Below are 17,185 nucleotides of genomic sequence, written 5' to 3'. Positions count from 1 at the left end.
GACCAGCGCGCTTTTTAGATGTTTTCTTTAATGCCGTTAATAACAGATTTATAAAACGGAATCTGATGCGGAACAAACTGATCCTGGCCAACCTCTCTTTCAAAGAAAGACTTGCTGCCATCTTTCATTTCGAAGCCTGTTACCTTAATGGTATCCCGCTCACCATTCCAGAGCTCTGCAAACTGGGCAAATTCTACCTTCACCATGCCAGCCACTTCGTCCTCTTGCAAAATAAAGTCATCTAACGACCTTTCGCTTTTATACAAAAAGGTATGTGCCAACTCCTTATCGATAAATGCTTCTTTTTCAGCGCAATATTCTATGATTCCTAGCGGGATTAATTCTTCGAATGAAAGATCGACTCCAACCTCTTCCTTTATTTCTCTAATGCCATCCTGCACAGTTTCGGACGCAAGCAAATGCCCGGCAACCGTGATATCGTACAGGTTCGGATAGTCCTTTTTCAAAGGGCTCCTTAACTGTAAATAGATATAATCAATGCTATTTTCATTGTGAATGAACCAGCAATGAAAGGTTTCATGCCAATACCCCAGACTATGGATTTCACCGCGTGTTGCAATTCCTATGGGATTCCTGGTTTCATCAAAAATTGTTAACCGTTCGTCTTCCATTCAATCTCCCCCTGAAAGTTTCTACGTATATAAGTTCCTAAAATTTTTACTTTAGCTCGACTTTTGTTTCTGCATATCGGGAACGAAAAGTAACATATTCTCCTTTAACCCACTCAGCATCGTCTACTCCAAATACAGCTAAATTGTCTGCAGCTGTTCCCCTAGTCATTATGTGGACGGTATCATGATTTACTTTTTTCATCAGTCCAGGATATGTAGTTTTTCGATAAAAATTATAAAAATGGTTTGTCTCCCCGAGCGTAGCATTTCTATGTTGTATAAGGATTGTCTCGTCTTCTGTCGGTGAAATTACAGTTTCATAGGAATAATTAAGGTTTGAATGAAACAGCCAGAGTAAAGCCATGGGAGGCAAAATTAGTAAAGTAATAAACGGTATCGCAAACTTGATAAGTTTCAGGTCAATTAACATAATACATATTGCAGTAAGTATAAGTAGTGCAGGAATCATAACACCCGTTGATATAAGGAAGCTGAAGTAATAATCCTGAGTGGAAAATAGAAAGACAATTATATCAAAGAATAGGACACCAATAATAAATGCCTTTTCAGGGTAATTGAGCATTTTAAATCTGTTGAAAAACCTGCCCTTTGTGGTTCGCTGGCGATCTGTCTTTCCTATAATTACTCGAACGACCATTGCTATTATTCATAGTATTAGCAAACTCCCAATGAACGTGCCCATTTAGTACATCTCCAGTATAAAAAGATTGGCTAGTTCGGTAACTTGGTGCATATAAGAAGAGCAATCTACCGTTACATCTTAACACTATATACATAGAATATCTATATATAACCATAAATTTTTAAATCTGCTGTATAAATAATGGACTCATTCCACAATAGACAACCCCCATGTTCCTTAAACAACATGCTTAAAATCTGATGAGGTTGTAATTACATCCAAAAAATGGTATGATGTAAAAGTAAAATATAAATATTACTTAGGGACTTTTCATAGTCATCTCCCTCCGTAATCGGAAAGGAGACTGTACAGATGATACCCGAAGATCAATTAAAAAAAATGCTTGAAGAACTTTGTTATTACAAAGAAGTAGAAATTACACATACTTTTTCGCAAAATGAAAAGCCGGTACTCACCGTTAGTTGTATAACCCAGGAGAATTTTCACGCATATCAGATTACGTACCTGGAAAGCGCTTCTGTGAAAGTTTTTACAGATGTAAATTTAGCTGTAAATACCATACTTGAGGTATTGAATAGTAATCTAGAACCTTCCACTAATTGATTTAGTGGTTTTTTTTATGCAATAAATTTCTTTCCTTTATATCTATCATAATCAGTTCCAAACATATTCTTGTATATCACTAAAAAGGAACGGCCGAAATCAACTTTATCGATTTTTGTCGGAATATTTAGATGTGACAAAATAAGGAAATAAATTATACTAAGAGAGTGTGAGAGAAATTAGGTTTGCTGTTTTTTTACTAGACAAGCCAGGCTCTTGTCTGCCACTCTATCGCAGTACAAAATACTAGAAAAGGAGATTTAAATGAAAAAATCAAAGCTGCTTTCGATGACTCTTGCTTCGCTGCTAACGGTTTCCATTGCACTTCCCGCCGGAACCAATAACGCGGCATTTGCAGCCAGCTCATCCACTTCACTGTCCTCACAAAGTAACGCAAAAAAGAGCACTCTGTTAGCTAAGAAAGCCGAAACCACCAAAAAGAATACCATTAGCAATCAAAAGGAAAACCCGATTGCTAAGAAGTTCAAGGAAAGGACATCAGGAAAAAAACCTGCAAAAGCAGTGCCAGGCGAATATATTATTACATATAAAAATGGTGTGGCGGATTCCTCCATTCAATTTTTGCACCGGAAGTTTTCACTAAAGGCTTCCACCAAGCTGAAATCTCTAAATTCCGTTGTGGTTGAAGTCCCAAAAGGTAAGGATACACAAGCTTTCGTCAAAGAATTGAAAGCAAATCCCAATGTTGCTTCGGTTCAACCAAACTACTTCTATCAAGCTTCAGGAGAGACTGCAAACCACTATGACCTGCTATGGGGACTCCATAATACCGGCCAGCCTATCAAGGGAATCGCCGGAAAAGAGGACATCGATCTCGATGTTCCGGAGGCATGGTCTACATATAAGGATTTGAAAGAAGTCATTGTTGGGGTCATCGATACAGGTGTTGATATCAACCATCCTGACCTGAAGGATAAAATTTGGACAAATAAAGGTGAAAAAGCCGGCGACGGTATTGATAACGACGGCAATGGCTATATTGACGATATCAATGGCTGGGATTTTTTCAATAATGATAATACTGTCTTCGATGCTCTCGATGGCGACGATCATGGGACACACGTTTCCGGAACCATCGCTGCTGCATTGGAAGGCAATGATACAAGCTCCAATACCGGTGTTGTCGGTGTTGCACCAAACGTCAAAATCATGCCGCTTAAATTCCTTGGACCTTGGGGCGGAGATACTGCCGGAGCCATTGCAGCAATTGAATATGCGAAAAAAATGGGTGTAAAGCTGACGAACAATAGTTGGGGCGGAGATATGTACGATCCCCTTCTACAACAGGCGATAGAAAACTGCGACTGCCTGTTTGTGGCAGCTGCGGGTAATGAGGGTATGAACATGGATCAAATGGAATTTTATCCTGCCGCCTACCCGAATGCTAACATCCTCTCTGTTGCCGCAGTAGACAACCAGGGCAAGCGGGCTAATTTTTCAAATTATGGCACCTATTCCGTGGATGTGGCGGCACCAGGTGTGGACGTCCTAAGCTCGGTCCCTAAATTCCCGATTGATGAATTTAAGAAGATTCTTGGAGGAGAATTTGGGGCCTTAGCGCAAATTACTGACCCGGAATTTGGCTTTAAAGCCATTGTTGATGGCGTTGGTTTTGAAAAGATTACCGGAGAAAATCGCCAGCTAGCCTTTGAAAAAGCCCTCGGCTATTTGAAGCCAGGAGAAGAGCCGGCAAAAATCCTCTTGGTACAGGATGATGAGCACGACCTTGCATCGCTGGTCAAAGGGGAACCTTTATTAGAAAATTATTTCAAGGATTATTTGTCGGATTACAAAGAATTCCTAAAGGATCGGGAATACGATATTGTAACCATCCCGTCCAATTCATCTTTCTCAAAGAGTGCAGGAACGAAAAAGCTATCAGATTATGATACTGTTATCTGGTTTACCGGCCACGGGCTTGGCATGAATTCTAATGAAGGAACAACACTCACGATGGAAGACGTTGCCTTGCTGGAAGGCTACCTTAAAGAAGGTGGCAGCCTGATGCTGACTGGCCAGGATGTGTTAAGCGGACAGAGCAACTCTTCGTTTGTCACGTCGTTGCTAGATTTAAAGGTAATGACAGATATGGCACCTCTTATGAATACCAAGGGGGTTGAAGGAAGCATTTATGAAGGAGATTCCTTCAATGTTGACAAATGGGACTCACTCTTCCCTCCTTCTGATCTCATCCAGGTGAACGGGCCAAATGCCAAGCTTTCCCTAGACTATGTTTCGGAATACAGCCAGGCATATGATTACTATAACGGTACATCGATGGCAGCACCTCATGCCACTGGTGCCGCTGCACTATTTATGGGATTGCATTCCAACATGTCCCCTGTTTTTGCAAAGCTTTATTTGGGCAGCCAGGGAACTGAACTTCCGAGCCTTAAAGGAATCGTGGGATCCGGAAAGCTCGTGAACGCAGCCAACATCAACTTGTTCGATGACAACACGGTGCCAGGGCTGCCATTACAAAAAAGCATTCTTTCCGGAGACCTTTCTTCTACTACGGATAAAGATGATGTTTTCGCGGTTCCATTAAGAGAAGGGGAAGCGATGACGATTACCCTTAACGGCGACAAAGGTTCCGACTTTGACCTTTATGTCTATTCAGAAGGTGCTGAGGGAGTCGCAAGTGCAGAAGGCTTAATGGCCTATGCCGAAACATCAGGAACGTCGAATGAACAAATTCTGTTCATCGCTCCTTATACAGGATTTTATTATATCGATGTGTACGCCTTCAAAGGGAATGGCAAGTACAAGCTATTCGCCGGAAACTTTGGAGGAGCATACGAAAATGAAATGCCCGTCATTGCCTACACTGGCAACTGGGAGCTTGATGAGAATCCAGGCTATTCGGGTGAGATGGCTAGCGTTCTTAATTCAAGAGGAGAAGTGAATTTCTCATTTGTTGGCTACAGCTTCGAGTGGCAGGCTTTCAAGGCCCCAAACCAGGGCATCGCGGACATTTACATTGATGGTGTTAAGCAGACTCCTGTTTCATTGTACTCCCCTACTTTCCAGGGAAAACAGTCTGTCTTTAAAAAGGAATTCCAGGAGTACGGCAAGCATTCAGTGAAGATTGCCTGGACTGGAAAGAGTGATCCGGCTGCAAGAAAAAGCGCCTCAGCAATTAACGTTGACCGCTTCATCGTCAAGGATAATCCGCTCAAGCCGCTGGCATCTTACAGTGCATCCAAAAAATATCCAGTCGTAAACTGGGCACCAGTCAGCTGGGCAACGGCCTACACTGTTTATCGGAAGGAATCAGCAAGTTCAGAGTATACAAAACTCACTTCCCAGCCAATTTCTGCAACTTCCTTTACCGATACATCGGCAAAGCCGGGCAAAACCTATGATTATGCTGTATCGCTTTATACACAAGGTGAAGAAACCAAGCTCTCTTCTTCAACTCGTTATACCTTCGATGATGATGTAAAAGCAAGCCTTCCGTTTACCGGAGATAAAGCAAAAGGCAGCTTGAACGCAAGCTTGAAGGATTATCAGGATGTTTGGAAAAAGACGCTTGAAGCAGGTAAAACGTATGAAATCAGCTTATCCGGCTCTGCAGGCACCAATTTCAAACTGAATGTTTACAAGCCAGGTACAACCTCCATTTTCGGAAGTTCTCCTGCTGCATCTGTATCCACAACCGGGTCGTCCAAGAAAATCTTGTTCAAGCCACAAAAGACAGGAACCTATTACCTGGCTCCTATGGCTAAAACAGGTTCTGGAAGCTATACGCTTGCAGTAGCGGTTCAAACTACTTCTCATGTAGAAAATACCGCGGCCGCCTTTAAAAAGGCAGGCACCTGGTCGACTGTAAAAACAACATATGCGTATGGCGGATCTTTTTTACAATCGAAAAAAGCCGGCAGCAGCATCAGCTATACCTTTACTGGAACTGGAGTCGCCCTCTATGCGATGAAGGATAAAACAATGGGCTATGCTGATATCTATGTCGACGGAAAAAAAGTGAAGCAGGTCGATTTGTATTCCGCCAAGCGCCAATACAAACAGAAAATATGGGAAGCAACCAATCTTCAGAAAAAATCCCATACCGTCAAAATCGTCGTAACTGGCAAAAAGAGAAGCGGTGCAACCGGTACAAATGTAAATCTGGATGCGTTGAAAGTAACCACCTTCTCCCCTGTTAAATAAAGTGTTAAGTGCAAACAAACTCGTCTCATTTGAGGCGAGTTTGTTTGTATTGATTTGATTTTAAAGTAAGGCGCTGTTTTTGCTGAAGGTTGATTTCACTCTGTATTAAAAATAAGGGGAGTTATTCCAGTTAAATTGGGAAATACCTATATTTCCCTTAAAATAAGGGTAGTTATTCCGCTTATTATACCGCAATCATTGAATTTGGACCTATTTTTAGAGGCTAAGTGGAATTTCTCCGCTTATTTCTACTCCTTAAGGTGCCCGTGCGAACAATAACCGGAAATTCTCCCCCTATTAATTTTCTCATACCTCAACAAAATTCAACAATGAATACTAACAGAGCCTAAAGTAAAAAAGTTTTTATCCTCGCTACATTTTCACCATAAAATTTTGCGTTTTTCTCAAGTCCACGGCGTTTGCACCAGCCAATACTATTGAATGCATCTGTGAATTGATAAAAAGGCAATACGATTTCCAGATCTATTAATGGACGGATACTGTTATAACCTTCTTGAAAGGACTTATACAGTCTGGGATCGAAGCTTAAATAATCCCGATACAGTTTGGTGAAATCAACTTCTGTCGAACCAAACCGGACACTCTCAAAATCAATCATTCCTGATACTTTATTTCCATCAACAATAATGTTTGCTGGCCGAAAATCCATATGTACAAAACTTGGTCCGTCCGGGGAAGGCAGCTGGTTTTTCATATTCTCGAACTTTTCAATAGCCCTGCTGAATAATTGCGGATCCAAAACGTCCTTTACATCCTCAGCAAAGCTATAAAATTGTTGTTCAATGAATTGGGACCAAGTATCGAATTCATTTTTTATGCCAGTTAACACTTTGCCGGCAGGTGGATGAACTGAATGCATCTGTGCTTGAAGGACTCCGACTTGATACGCTACTGTAAGCGGAGCATCGGGTGTTAATGGCTGTCCTTTTAATTCCGATAGCAAAAAAGCTCCTGGACACTCCTCATCTCCAGTCCAATACTGTAACATAACAGGAATCGGAACTTTCCCCTTAAGTATTTCATAGGATTCTAACTCACGCTGAAACTTTAATTTGGTATAAGGTATTTTCAAAAATACATGTTCACCGCTAGACAAAGAACATTTATAGACTGTTGAGCTATGGGAATCTTCTACTTCGTTCAGTGATTGTACCTGCAATCCAAATTGATGAATGACATGATTTAACATTAACTGCCCCCCTTTTATAGTAATTTTAATATAGTTATAATTTGCAAGATACAAATTTTTTAAAGTAGAGATATATATTTTCATTGTATTCGCAACCTTTTTTCAAAGGACATTCTACTCGTCCAACAGTATCGAAATGTACTCGAAATCGTATTTCAAGGACATTTTACTGTATGAGCAGCATCGATTTGTACTCGAAACCTTATTTCAAGGACATTTTACCGGTACGGCATCATCAAAATGTACTCGAAAACCTGTTCCAAGGACATTTTACTGGTCCAACAGCATCGACTTGTACTCGAAAACCACCGGCCTATCCCAATTAATAGCGAGAAAAAACCAGTGATTGCAGACTCCAACAATGCGATCACTGGCTGTTTTGACCGTACTAGTTTGTAGTTACTATAAGCTGCGGTGCGTAATCAGGTGTTTCGCCACCATATAGTTCTAGTACATCTGAAGCGAAGTCCGCAAGAGTGTTGGCCTTCAACCGGAATTGAGTGCGGCCGTTTTTGTTGATAAACTCCAAGGCACTAGCTGGAAGACTGATTTCAGTGTAACCATTGTTCTCTGCAGGGACGGACATAGTTACAAAATCAAGCAATCCATTGGTCGAAGCAGTTGCACCGTAATCGGCCTGTTCAAGACTGCTCGACGTTGACCAGTTCCCGCGGATCATGCTGACTGACAGAGAGTTTACAGACCCGGCCATCGTTTTGCGGTATACTCTCAGCTTGGCTCCTGTAACTGTAGCTGTGTCACTCAAACTGCTCGTATCAAAGGATAGGATGCTTCTGTATGTGTCCCTGTTGCTCATGCCTTTGTCCCCAACTTTGGTTACCGAACTGCTGTGGCCATCCGCCATATACATTCCGGCAAAGCCGTCTTCAGCGGCAATACTTGTAAAGGTTGTGCTGCTGTTTGTTATCGTAATATCATAATTTTCGGTTTTAACTTGCTCGCTGTTGCCGGCAGTATCCACACTAAAAAACTTTAAAACTGCATCTGAATTAATCGAGATTTTTTCACGATAGACGGCCGAGTTGAGAGTCGGCGTGCTTCCGTCCAGCGTGTAATACGTAGTCGCTGGCTCGTTGACCAACAGCTCCACAGCGACTGAGTTGGCATACGAGCCACCAGCAGGCGAAGCCGTTGTCACGGGCGATGTTGTATCTACCACTGTTGAAATTGTGTATGTTTCAGTATTTATAACTTGTTCCATGTTTCCTGCGGCATCCTCACTGAAGAATTTCAACGTTGTGTTAGAGCTAATTGTGATAGGTGCAGTATATTTGCTCGAGCTCTTCGTTGGTGTACTTCCGTCAGTTGTATAGTAGGTTGTAGCAGGTTCATTAGCCGTTAATTCTACTGCAACAGCTGAGGAGTAATTTCCTCCCTTTGGTGTGGCGAGTGTTTGGGGTGGAGTTGTATCCTCAGTTTTCGGATTGTTTTTGAAAAACTCCCACATGATTTCACTAGCGTTCGGTCCATTCGGGTCAGTATACGATCCGGCAACATCGCCGCCAGACCAGGCATGGCCCATTCCATCTACAATATATTTTTCAACGATTGATTTTCCATTTTCATCTTTGTAAATATAACGAGTGTATTTCCTGCCGCCGCTTACCTGGCCTTGAATCGTTTCATCAGCGGTATCATCTATATTATTATTATCAATCCCATCAGACGCAAGGTCATTTGTCTGAGCCCATTGTGAAGCAACCTGATGTCCATTGATTTCTTTTACAGTATAGTCAGATGTTCCGTGGAAGACGATGGTTCGAACGACTTTTTTGTAAGCTCCCATCGCTTTATACGCTGCAGTTCCTTGCTGGACCGGATCCGGGCCGCCGTTAAGCATCACAGTCCAGGCACCGTTTTCGGTAGTTGCGGATTTGTACTCCAGTCCAGCACCTACCCCTATGCTGGCAAATACATCCGGATAAGTCGCCCCCATGATTACCGCCATTGCAGCTCCAGCTGAAAGCCCAGCAACATATACTTTATTGCTGTCGACGGAGAAATTCTTTTTCACCTCTGCAGTAATCCCGGCAATATGGGCAGCATCTCCTGCGCCACGAGATTGATGGGCTGAATCGAACCATTTCCAGCACTTATTCGTATGTGCCGTTTTAGGCTGGTCAGGGTAAACAGCAAGGAACGTTTCCCTTTCCGCAATAGTATTCATTTTGGTGCCGGTTGCAAATTGGGTTGGGTCCTGAGTACATCCATGCAGCATGACTACTACAGGAACTGGGGTGCCACTTTTATATCCGCTCGGAACATACACTTTATATTCTTTGTTATTGTAAGTATAGGAGAGAGTCTGGCCTGCAGCCTCCGCAGGCTTAGCCATTGGGAACAGAGTTGAAACAGTAAGCATCACCGCCACCAGCAACATCAACATGCGATTCTTTTGAAAAACAATTGTCATTTATGTTCCTCCACTTCAAAGTTGGATTTCACGGCCCGTTATAAAACATCTACCTCCTTCCGAACGCAATTTGTAAGCGTTTCCAAAATAAACTAAAACAATCGAGTTGCATTACAGTTACAAATACAAACAAAAAACTATGATTTCCGGTTGCCCTTTCATCATAGTTTTTTACATATTATTAAGCTGGTAAATTATTTTCCCAATGTCGGTATCACCGTTTTAATACCTATACCAAGACGCCTTTTTTCTTTTTAAGTACCCTATTTATGTATTTTCTGTTTTTGTATATAAAGTTTATTAAATCTTCTTTTACCAATTCTTTTTCGCCTTCATCACAATAATTTTCGCCTTTTCCATGGATGGTCCACTTCCCGCCTGCTTCGTAATGCATGAGAGTCCAGGATCCCTTACGGATTGAATCTTCAAAAACCAGATAATATTTCTTTCCAACAAAATCATAATCTGCAACGCCTGAAAAACCATTTAGAAAATTCTCGATATCCCTTTTGTAAACAATTGATTTCACCTAAGATCATCCTTTCCGGCTCTTTTTCTTATTACTATTATTACAAATTTCGTGGAAATTTTTAAATATAATGCGTGCATCCGATATTTAATGATACAAATTACCTGCCGTCTTATAAGCACTAAAAGACTTGGACCACTTTTATGGAGGTCTTTCCTTAGAATTTCCCAACTCCAAAGAGTCGGAGTATCTTATGTTCCTAATCTGATTGGCATTTATTTTATATAGAACTATTCTTGTTAAACTACCCTGTATATTTAGATAAGTCTCTTTGAAAAACCAGTACTTTTAGCTTCAAAACCCATACTAGTATAAAACTTATGAGCTGCTATTCGTTCTGGACGGTTACCACTATTTAGACTAATAGCGATCGCACCTAATTCCCTTGCCCATCTTTCCGTTTCTTGTATTAGCTTTTCACCTATACCCCTTCTTCGGTATTTAGAATCCACTACAAAGGCAACGATCCGCACATAACATCCATCGTATTCATAAAATAGGCTCTTACATAACCCTGCTACCCCGACCACATTGCCATTCAATTCCGCTATGAGAGTATGATAAGAAGGATCCGATTCTATGTTATTAAACCTAGATTCCATATTTTCAACGGTAGTTGGGTAACCCAATTGTTCCATTAAACTTGCTAACCTGGGTACATCATTCTTTGTCGCAGTTCGTATTTTCATTTAATTTCCTCCACTTGAAACCAGCGTTTACTTAAAACTACCTAATTTGTTCTTTTAGAAGTTCAACAAAAAGTGCCTTAATCCTTCCCATGATCAGGCACCCGCTAGTTGCATTTTTAAACTACAAATCTTGAGATAATCGAATCATATCCCTGCATTGGATACCGTTTTCGAAAATCTCTTCTGGATAATGCCTAATGAAAAAATCCATATCCACACCAATAATTCTAAACCCGCATTTCTGGTAAAACGCTAATTGTCCTATGCTTGAATTTCCAGTACCTATTTCTATTGTTTTGTAACCTTTGGACTTAGCGACTCCTATTGCATGAAGTATTAGCGATTTTCCCCATCCTTTTCCTTGCTGGCCTTCTGCTACAGCAATGTTGACCAACTCCACCGTTTGAGGTCTGGTTGGAAGGAGTACATATACACCAATGATTTCTTCATTGCTTTCAGCAACAAAGCATTCTCCCCTTTGTAAATATTCCTCAATAAGCCTCGGGGACGGATCTGCTAGTAGTAACAAATCCATTGGGGGCATCTCATCTTTTTTTAGTTTGCGAATTACCATTAAAATTGACCTCTCTATTTTGAACTTCCGATTTTTTTATTGATCGGGACCAATACCCAAGTAAATGGAATATTGAAGAAAATATTTTTATTGAGTGATAAGGTATTTTTCTTTAAAAATCGGACTAAGTTCACTCCACACATCAAATTTATTCCCATCTAAATCGTAGAAAATAAAATTCCTTCCTGAATGTCCTCTGTTTTCAATTTCACCAACACTAATTTCAATTTTCTTAAAGTTTCTATGTATTTCTTCTAAAGCCTTTACCCCATTAACTTCGAAAGTTAATGAAAAACGCTCATTACCGGAAATATCAAAGAAATTGGAGCTTTGCTTTTCATTGGCTTTCACCAGAAAAAAGCTCTGATTAGCAAGGTTTAAAATAGCTTTGTCTTGATCTATATAGCTTAATTCTGCTCCTAATTTTTTCACATACCAATTAGAAGAAAGCTCAACATTCGTTACTGGTATATAAGTTGTTCCCACTCTTAGTAATTTTTCACCCATCTTTAAATCCCCCTCTTTTCATTAATAATGAATTCCGGACCCATTTGGCCTAGTTACCATAATAAGGATTTCTACAAAAAGAGCGCAAATCCTTTATATTCCTCTTTTTTCTATAACAATCTACTTAAATTAAAATGATAGATGCAAGTTGTTGTACCGCTACTGTCCTAATTCTTCAAGCAATGATGAAAAGAGAAAAGGACCCTTTGATCTCAGGGTCCTTCATTCTCGTCTTTATAAAGTTAGTGACAGCATCAGGAAAAAATACATTGAAGCAATAAAACCCATGGCGAAGAAGACACCAACAGCAGGTTTTACTTTTTTAAAGCTTAAAAATATAAGTACCAAGAATAGCAGCGTGGTTATTAATAGTAAAATCGACGTTGCATTTGTAGTTAGCGCAACATTTGCCGTTGTTAGGATATCCTTGCCCAGCAGCCATTCCAACCATCTTGATGCGCCTTCAGAAACCACAGTAAATTCTACCTCATGCGGTGGCGAAAGTGTTCCCAATACACTGGTGAAGTAGAAAACAATAAATATTGTAAGACTTTCTGCTTTTACCCAAGGACGAGGATTAAAGGATTGAGAACTTATCGTTTTCCTTGCCAGTATCCCATTTATATAAGCAAAGGCCAAAATCGGAATGATGCCAATATGCTTTAATAAAAGCATTTGTCCATAAGGCAAGACCCAGGAATTAACGTACTCATCTGGTTTCACAACGAAAAACATAAGGACTAATCCGCTAATGAAAATGACAGCTATGCTTCCTATCGCAAATGGAGTAAACCATTTTAAGAACTTATTCCATTTTGAATCATCCTTCGAGTACCAGGCTACATGAATAAGGATACCGCTCCAAAGGATGACCATTAAGAAATGCGCAGAATGGGCAAAAAGCCCAGACCAAAATGATAAAGATGCAACATGGCTTGAATATCCTACCGCTATTACCATAATAAATAACAAAAGTGCTTGCAGATGTTTTGAGCCATTCAGCAAAAGCGTTATCCAGAGGAGTACGGCCATAAACCCAATAATCAGCCATGCCCTGCCAACCTGAAAGTCGGTAATGACCGAATAAGCTGCCGTTGAAATGCCAATTGCATCTTTAAAGTAAGAAATGGTAAGGGCAGCGGGACCAAATGAAAAAATATAAATTCCCAGCGTAGCTAAGAGTAACGTTTTTTTAGAAATAGTTGTTTGCGGCTTGTATTCTACAGGAACATATTGCAATGCGACATATCCCGCAAGAATAGCAAAACAAAAATATGTCCCAAACTCGCTGAACGTAATTAGAAACTCCATACTATTTCTTCCTTCTGAAAAGTAGGAACAATCCAATACCCAATAGTAATAAAACAGCTATAGGGATTATGATAAGTATAAGATTTGACTCGGATTTTTCAGTATTTGCGAGTTCAGGATTTGCCGTATCCTCTTCTCCCTTTTTAACAGTATCCGTGTCGTCATTGTTGGACTCTTCCGTTGCAGGCCCTACCTTCTCCGGTTCTTCAACTGCTTGCTCAACTTGAACGGTGAAAGGGATTTCACCTGTTATTATATGGCCATCTTCCCCAACAATTTTCCATTGGATGATATAAGAACCAGTTGCCAACGGGTCAGCAACTGTTCCAATCATCTGTGTTCCTTGTGGTTCAATACTTTCAAATGGAACCTCCTGGCCGTCCTTCACAAGTGTCATTGTACTGAGCGACTCAACTTCTCCACCAAAATTCAGTACAATTTGATTTAAGTTCTCTTTTACCACTTGTCCTGATTCAGGAGTGGATGATTCTAACTGTGTATGGGCACTTGCTATAGTTGGAAGCATCATTACCATAATGGCTAAAATGATAACTATCTTTTGCATTATCTGTCCCCTCCCTCATGATGTGTTTTTAATGCAAAAAATAATGATAACATACATTTGGATTACCTTTCACTATGTATTCTGCCAACAGTACCATTGAATTCAGTTGAACTCAATAGGACCTAACTGGTGATATTAAGTGTAAATATTCAGGATTTCCGATCGGTTCTATTAACACTGGCCTCATTGTTCCATTAAAACTTAGTCTAATTTCATCTTCTTTTATTCCTTTTAAGGCTTCGATTAAAAAACTCCCATCAAGAGAAATACCTAAATATGGATAACCACTAATATCATTAATAAGTTGCGTTTCTTCAATTTTTCCGATTTCATTTGAATTTGAGGAAATTCTTAATTTATTGTCCTTGATTTCTAAATTCACATTGTTATTTTTCCATACACTTGCAAAAAGACACGCTCTATCAATCCCCTTTAAAAAATCAATAGTGTTCACAGTTATTACTGTCTTAAATTCTTTTGGCAGTATTTCAGAAATATTCGGATAGTTTCCTTCAATCAGTCTCGAATATAGGGAGAGGCTTTCTGATTTGAATAAAATGTAACTGTCTGTTAAATAGAGGTTAATATGCTTTGTATCAAGATTAAATAACTTGATAAGCTCACTTAAACTTGTGCCAGGTACAGTAAAAGAACCTGTTATATTGGATTTTATGAAAAGACTTCTAATTGCTAACCGATGTGAGTTTGTGGCTGCCATAGATAGACCGTTTTCGGTAAAAGTTATATTTACTCCTGTTAGGACTGGACGGGTCTCATTTTTGGAAGCTGCAAATGATGTTTGTTTAATCATTTCTATAAGCTCCAAACAGGGAACTTCAATATGCTTTCCTTCATCAACTTTTGGCAGACTCGGATAATCCTCAGAATTGAATCCATTAAGATGAGTAATAATTTCTCCGGACTTAATGGTGACTGATTTATTTTCATTAACTTTTACATGCACTTCATTAGGCAATTTTTTAATAATTTCACTCAAATATTTTCCGGAAACTACGACACTGCCAGGTTCATATATCTTTACTATATTTCTATCCTCAACCGTTAATGGAACAAATTTTTCAATAATGATATCAGAATTACTTCCGATAAGAGTAAGGCCTTCCTGATTGGCCGCTAACAAGATACCCGATAATATAGGAAAAGGCGTTTTCGAAGATACCGCTTTAGCCACGTCCATGATTGCTTTATTAAACCACTCATTATTAATAACGAACTCCATACAAGGTTCACCCCATTTGTTAATTAGGGATACTAATTCGACAAAGACACACAAAAACCTTCAATCATGTTTCTAGCATTTTAATGAAACTGGTAAGAATTAATTATTTCTCTTTTCTTCTATAAAAAATAAAAACAACAGCTAGTTTGCTGTTGTTTTAAAAGCCGGATGTTTCTTAAGCAAAATACTATCTTAACTCGAAACATTAATTTCTTTATTTGTAAGCACCTGCAAGGCGTATCTGACATCCCTAGCAAAATGGATTGGGTCCTCAATTTTCTCGAAATGGATGTACATTAACCTAGGATCCTCAAATAGCCAGTGATTATGAAAACCGGTAACAATGATATTATGTTCTCTCAGCCTGCTTATAAAAGGGTTCAGCTCTTCTTGAAGAATTACAGTCTCACCACTACAAAGAGCTTTGCCATCTGGTGTTAATGATTCGAATGTAAACATCTGCGGGATAACCAGGAAGGACCTTGATCTCCTCCCTAAGACAGTTGGCTTAATATTGTTTCTTGATTTCATAACCATACAAGTACCATTTTCAAATGTAAGCATCCCGCCTAGTATCCGACCAAATTCATCACAAAGGTCCTCTGAGCAAGGAATTCCACGCATCCCGCCACCAAACAGTTGCCGAACCCCTACATTTCTATTGGTTAATACCCCTAAAGCATACCTAACTTTTCGAGCAAATGACAATGGTTCGTCAATCGACTCAAAATGCATATACATGAGGCGAGGCTCTTCAAATAGCCAATGATTGTGTAGTGCAGTTACAATAATTCCACATTCCCTTAAACGGGACATAAACGGGTTTACTTCTTCTTGGAGAATGACGGTTTCCCCTAGACATAAAGCCCTTCCGCGATATTTTCAAAAGAAAAAGCCTGTGGTACAAACATAAATGATTCAGCTCTCCGTCCCAGTACGACCGGGTGGATGTTTGTCCTAGATCTAGTAGCAGTACAAACTCCATTAATGATTGATGGAGTTGAATCAAGTATCCGGGCAAACTCGTCACATAATTGATTTTGATAGTTATCCCTGTTTTCCAACTAAAATTCCCTCCCAATAAGCAATTCCATTCTATAATATGAAAAAGTAATTAGTTGGACAGGGCATATTGTTCGAAATAATTTCAAAGCGGAGTCAGGGTGGTATGGATTTTTATTGTACTTAAAAACTATTTTCAAGGACATTTTATCAATCCAGCAGCATCAAATTGTACTCGAAAAGTCATTTCAAGGTCATTTTACCTGTCCAGCCGAATCAAATTGTACTCGAAACATCATTTCAAGGACATTTCAACTGTCGGGCTACAACGAATTGTACTCGAAATCTCACTTCAAGGACATTTCGCCATTCGATAGCCTTGAATTGTACCCGAGAATGTCTGCTCAAGTAAGCTTTTCTACCAAAATAAAAATCCTATTCATGAATTCTCATGAATAGGATTTTTCTATTAAAACTTTATGCAAACAGGATTTGGAACCGCAATGTCGTTTTGTAGGAGTGTCAACTTGCCTGTTTCGGAATTTCTCTCAAACAAGACAAGATTGCTGGAATTTTGGTTCGAGGCAATTAAAAATTTTCCTGTTGGGTCTAGGGCAAAATCTCTTGGCCAATCGCCTTCTGTTGATACCAATTCTACGAACTGAACATGGCCGTTTTCCTGATTCACTTCAAATACCGCGATGCTATTATGTCCGCGATTGCCAGCATAGACAAATTTACCGTCAGAAGAGACATGAATTGCACTACCCTGGTTATTTTCCGTAAATTCCGAAGGCAGAGTTGAAATGGATTGAATCTCTGAAAATGTCCCATTTTCATAAGATAATACGATTACTTCAGAGCTGAATTCAGTCATAACATAAGCAATAGAAGGATTTAGTGGATGAAACTCAAGATGTCTTGGACCACTGCCCGGTCTAAGTTCCAATCGATTCGTTTCAATTAAGGTCCCGTCTTCATTGACGCGGTATGTAAAAACTAGATCGCAGCCTAATTCAACAACGGCTAAATGCTTC

14 protein-coding genes and 1 pseudogene are annotated in these 17,185 nt (G+C 39.8%); 2 read left to right on the top strand and 13 right to left on the bottom strand.

The genetic code is table 11. The features are described from left to right. Positions 1 to 14 precede the first annotated feature (14 nt). Together TY16_RS10370 and TY16_RS10365 are read right to left on the bottom strand one after the other, a co-directional pair. Positions 15 to 632, bottom strand: coding sequence for an NUDIX hydrolase (locus TY16_RS10370; protein ID WP_043931831.1), 618 nt, complete (start codon positions 630 to 632; stop codon positions 15 to 17). A 46-nt stretch (positions 633 to 678) separates the two neighbouring features. Continuing rightward, positions 679 to 1,290: a hypothetical protein gene (locus TY16_RS10365; protein ID WP_052342674.1), complete on the bottom strand. Its 612-nt coding sequence runs from the start codon at positions 1,288 to 1,290 to the stop codon at positions 679 to 681. A gap of 357 nt (positions 1,291 to 1,647) precedes the next feature. Between TY16_RS10365 and TY16_RS10360 the strand changes: the two genes are divergently transcribed. Both TY16_RS10360 and TY16_RS25185 read left to right on the top strand, forming a co-directional pair. Next, positions 1,648 to 1,899 carry a hypothetical protein gene (locus tag TY16_RS10360; RefSeq protein WP_043931830.1) on the top strand — a complete coding sequence of 84 codons (252 nt, stop codon included), beginning with the start codon at positions 1,648 to 1,650 and terminating at the stop codon, positions 1,897 to 1,899. A 264-nt stretch (positions 1,900 to 2,163) separates the two neighbouring features. Continuing rightward, the gene (locus TY16_RS25185; RefSeq protein ID WP_052342673.1) at positions 2,164 to 6,087 is read left to right on the top strand and encodes a S8 family serine peptidase; all 3,924 of its coding nucleotides are present in this window, start codon (positions 2,164 to 2,166) and stop codon (positions 6,085 to 6,087) included. Positions 6,088 to 6,433: 346 nt separating this feature from the next. Here the strand turns inward: TY16_RS25185 and TY16_RS10350 are convergent, their stop codons facing one another. From TY16_RS10350 to TY16_RS10300, 11 genes and pseudogenes are all read right to left on the bottom strand, one after another. Continuing rightward, positions 6,434 to 7,297 (bottom strand): phosphotransferase family protein, encoded by an 864-nt coding sequence (locus TY16_RS10350; RefSeq protein WP_043931829.1) that lies wholly within the window; start codon positions 7,295 to 7,297, stop codon positions 6,434 to 6,436. Between the two features lie 388 nt (positions 7,298 to 7,685). Then, positions 7,686 to 9,731: an extracellular catalytic domain type 1 short-chain-length polyhydroxyalkanoate depolymerase gene (locus TY16_RS26150; protein WP_155922206.1), complete on the bottom strand. Its 2,046-nt coding sequence runs from the start codon at positions 9,729 to 9,731 to the stop codon at positions 7,686 to 7,688. Positions 9,732 to 9,960: 229 nt separating this feature from the next. Further along, complete coding sequence (locus tag TY16_RS10340) at positions 9,961 to 10,260, bottom strand: hypothetical protein (protein ID WP_043931827.1); 300 nt, start codon at positions 10,258 to 10,260, stop codon at positions 9,961 to 9,963. Between the two features lie 257 nt (positions 10,261 to 10,517). Further along, positions 10,518 to 10,949 carry a GNAT family N-acetyltransferase gene (locus tag TY16_RS10335; RefSeq protein WP_043931826.1) on the bottom strand — a complete coding sequence of 144 codons (432 nt, stop codon included), beginning with the start codon at positions 10,947 to 10,949 and terminating at the stop codon, positions 10,518 to 10,520. Between the two features lie 121 nt (positions 10,950 to 11,070). Further along, positions 11,071 to 11,523, bottom strand: a complete 453-nt coding sequence (locus TY16_RS10330) for a GNAT family N-acetyltransferase (protein WP_043931825.1) — start codon at positions 11,521 to 11,523, stop codon at positions 11,071 to 11,073. A gap of 87 nt (positions 11,524 to 11,610) precedes the next feature. Next, entirely contained in the window at positions 11,611 to 12,030 is a 420-nt protein-coding gene (locus TY16_RS10325; RefSeq protein ID WP_043931824.1) for a VOC family protein, read from the bottom strand. Positions 12,031 to 12,264: 234 nt separating this feature from the next. Beyond that, complete coding sequence (locus TY16_RS10320; RefSeq protein ID WP_043931823.1) at positions 12,265 to 13,341, bottom strand: copper resistance D family protein; 1,077 nt, start codon at positions 13,339 to 13,341, stop codon at positions 12,265 to 12,267. A 1-nt stretch (position 13,342) separates the two neighbouring features. Continuing rightward, complete coding sequence (locus TY16_RS10315) at positions 13,343 to 13,906, bottom strand: copper resistance CopC family protein (RefSeq protein ID WP_043931822.1); 564 nt, start codon at positions 13,904 to 13,906, stop codon at positions 13,343 to 13,345. 112 nt (positions 13,907 to 14,018) lie between these two features. Continuing rightward, positions 14,019 to 15,146, bottom strand: a complete 1,128-nt coding sequence (gene dnaN / locus TY16_RS10310) for a DNA polymerase III subunit beta (RefSeq protein WP_043931821.1) — start codon at positions 15,144 to 15,146, stop codon at positions 14,019 to 14,021. Positions 15,147 to 15,338: 192 nt separating this feature from the next. Continuing rightward, positions 15,339 to 16,210, bottom strand: a pseudogene (locus tag TY16_RS10305) (DUF1259 domain-containing protein). Positions 16,211 to 16,617: 407 nt separating this feature from the next. Beyond that, on the bottom strand, positions 16,618 to 17,185 hold a 568-nt coding region (locus tag TY16_RS10300; RefSeq protein ID WP_043931820.1), incomplete at its 5' end, for a lactonase family protein.

Source organism: Bacillus sp. EB01, from assembly GCF_000613125.1.
Taxonomy (GTDB): Bacteria; Bacillota; Bacilli; order Bacillales; family Cytobacillaceae; genus Bacillus_D.
The sequence above is the reverse complement of the archived record's forward strand: the minus strand, read 5'-3'. Positions and strand labels throughout refer to the sequence as shown.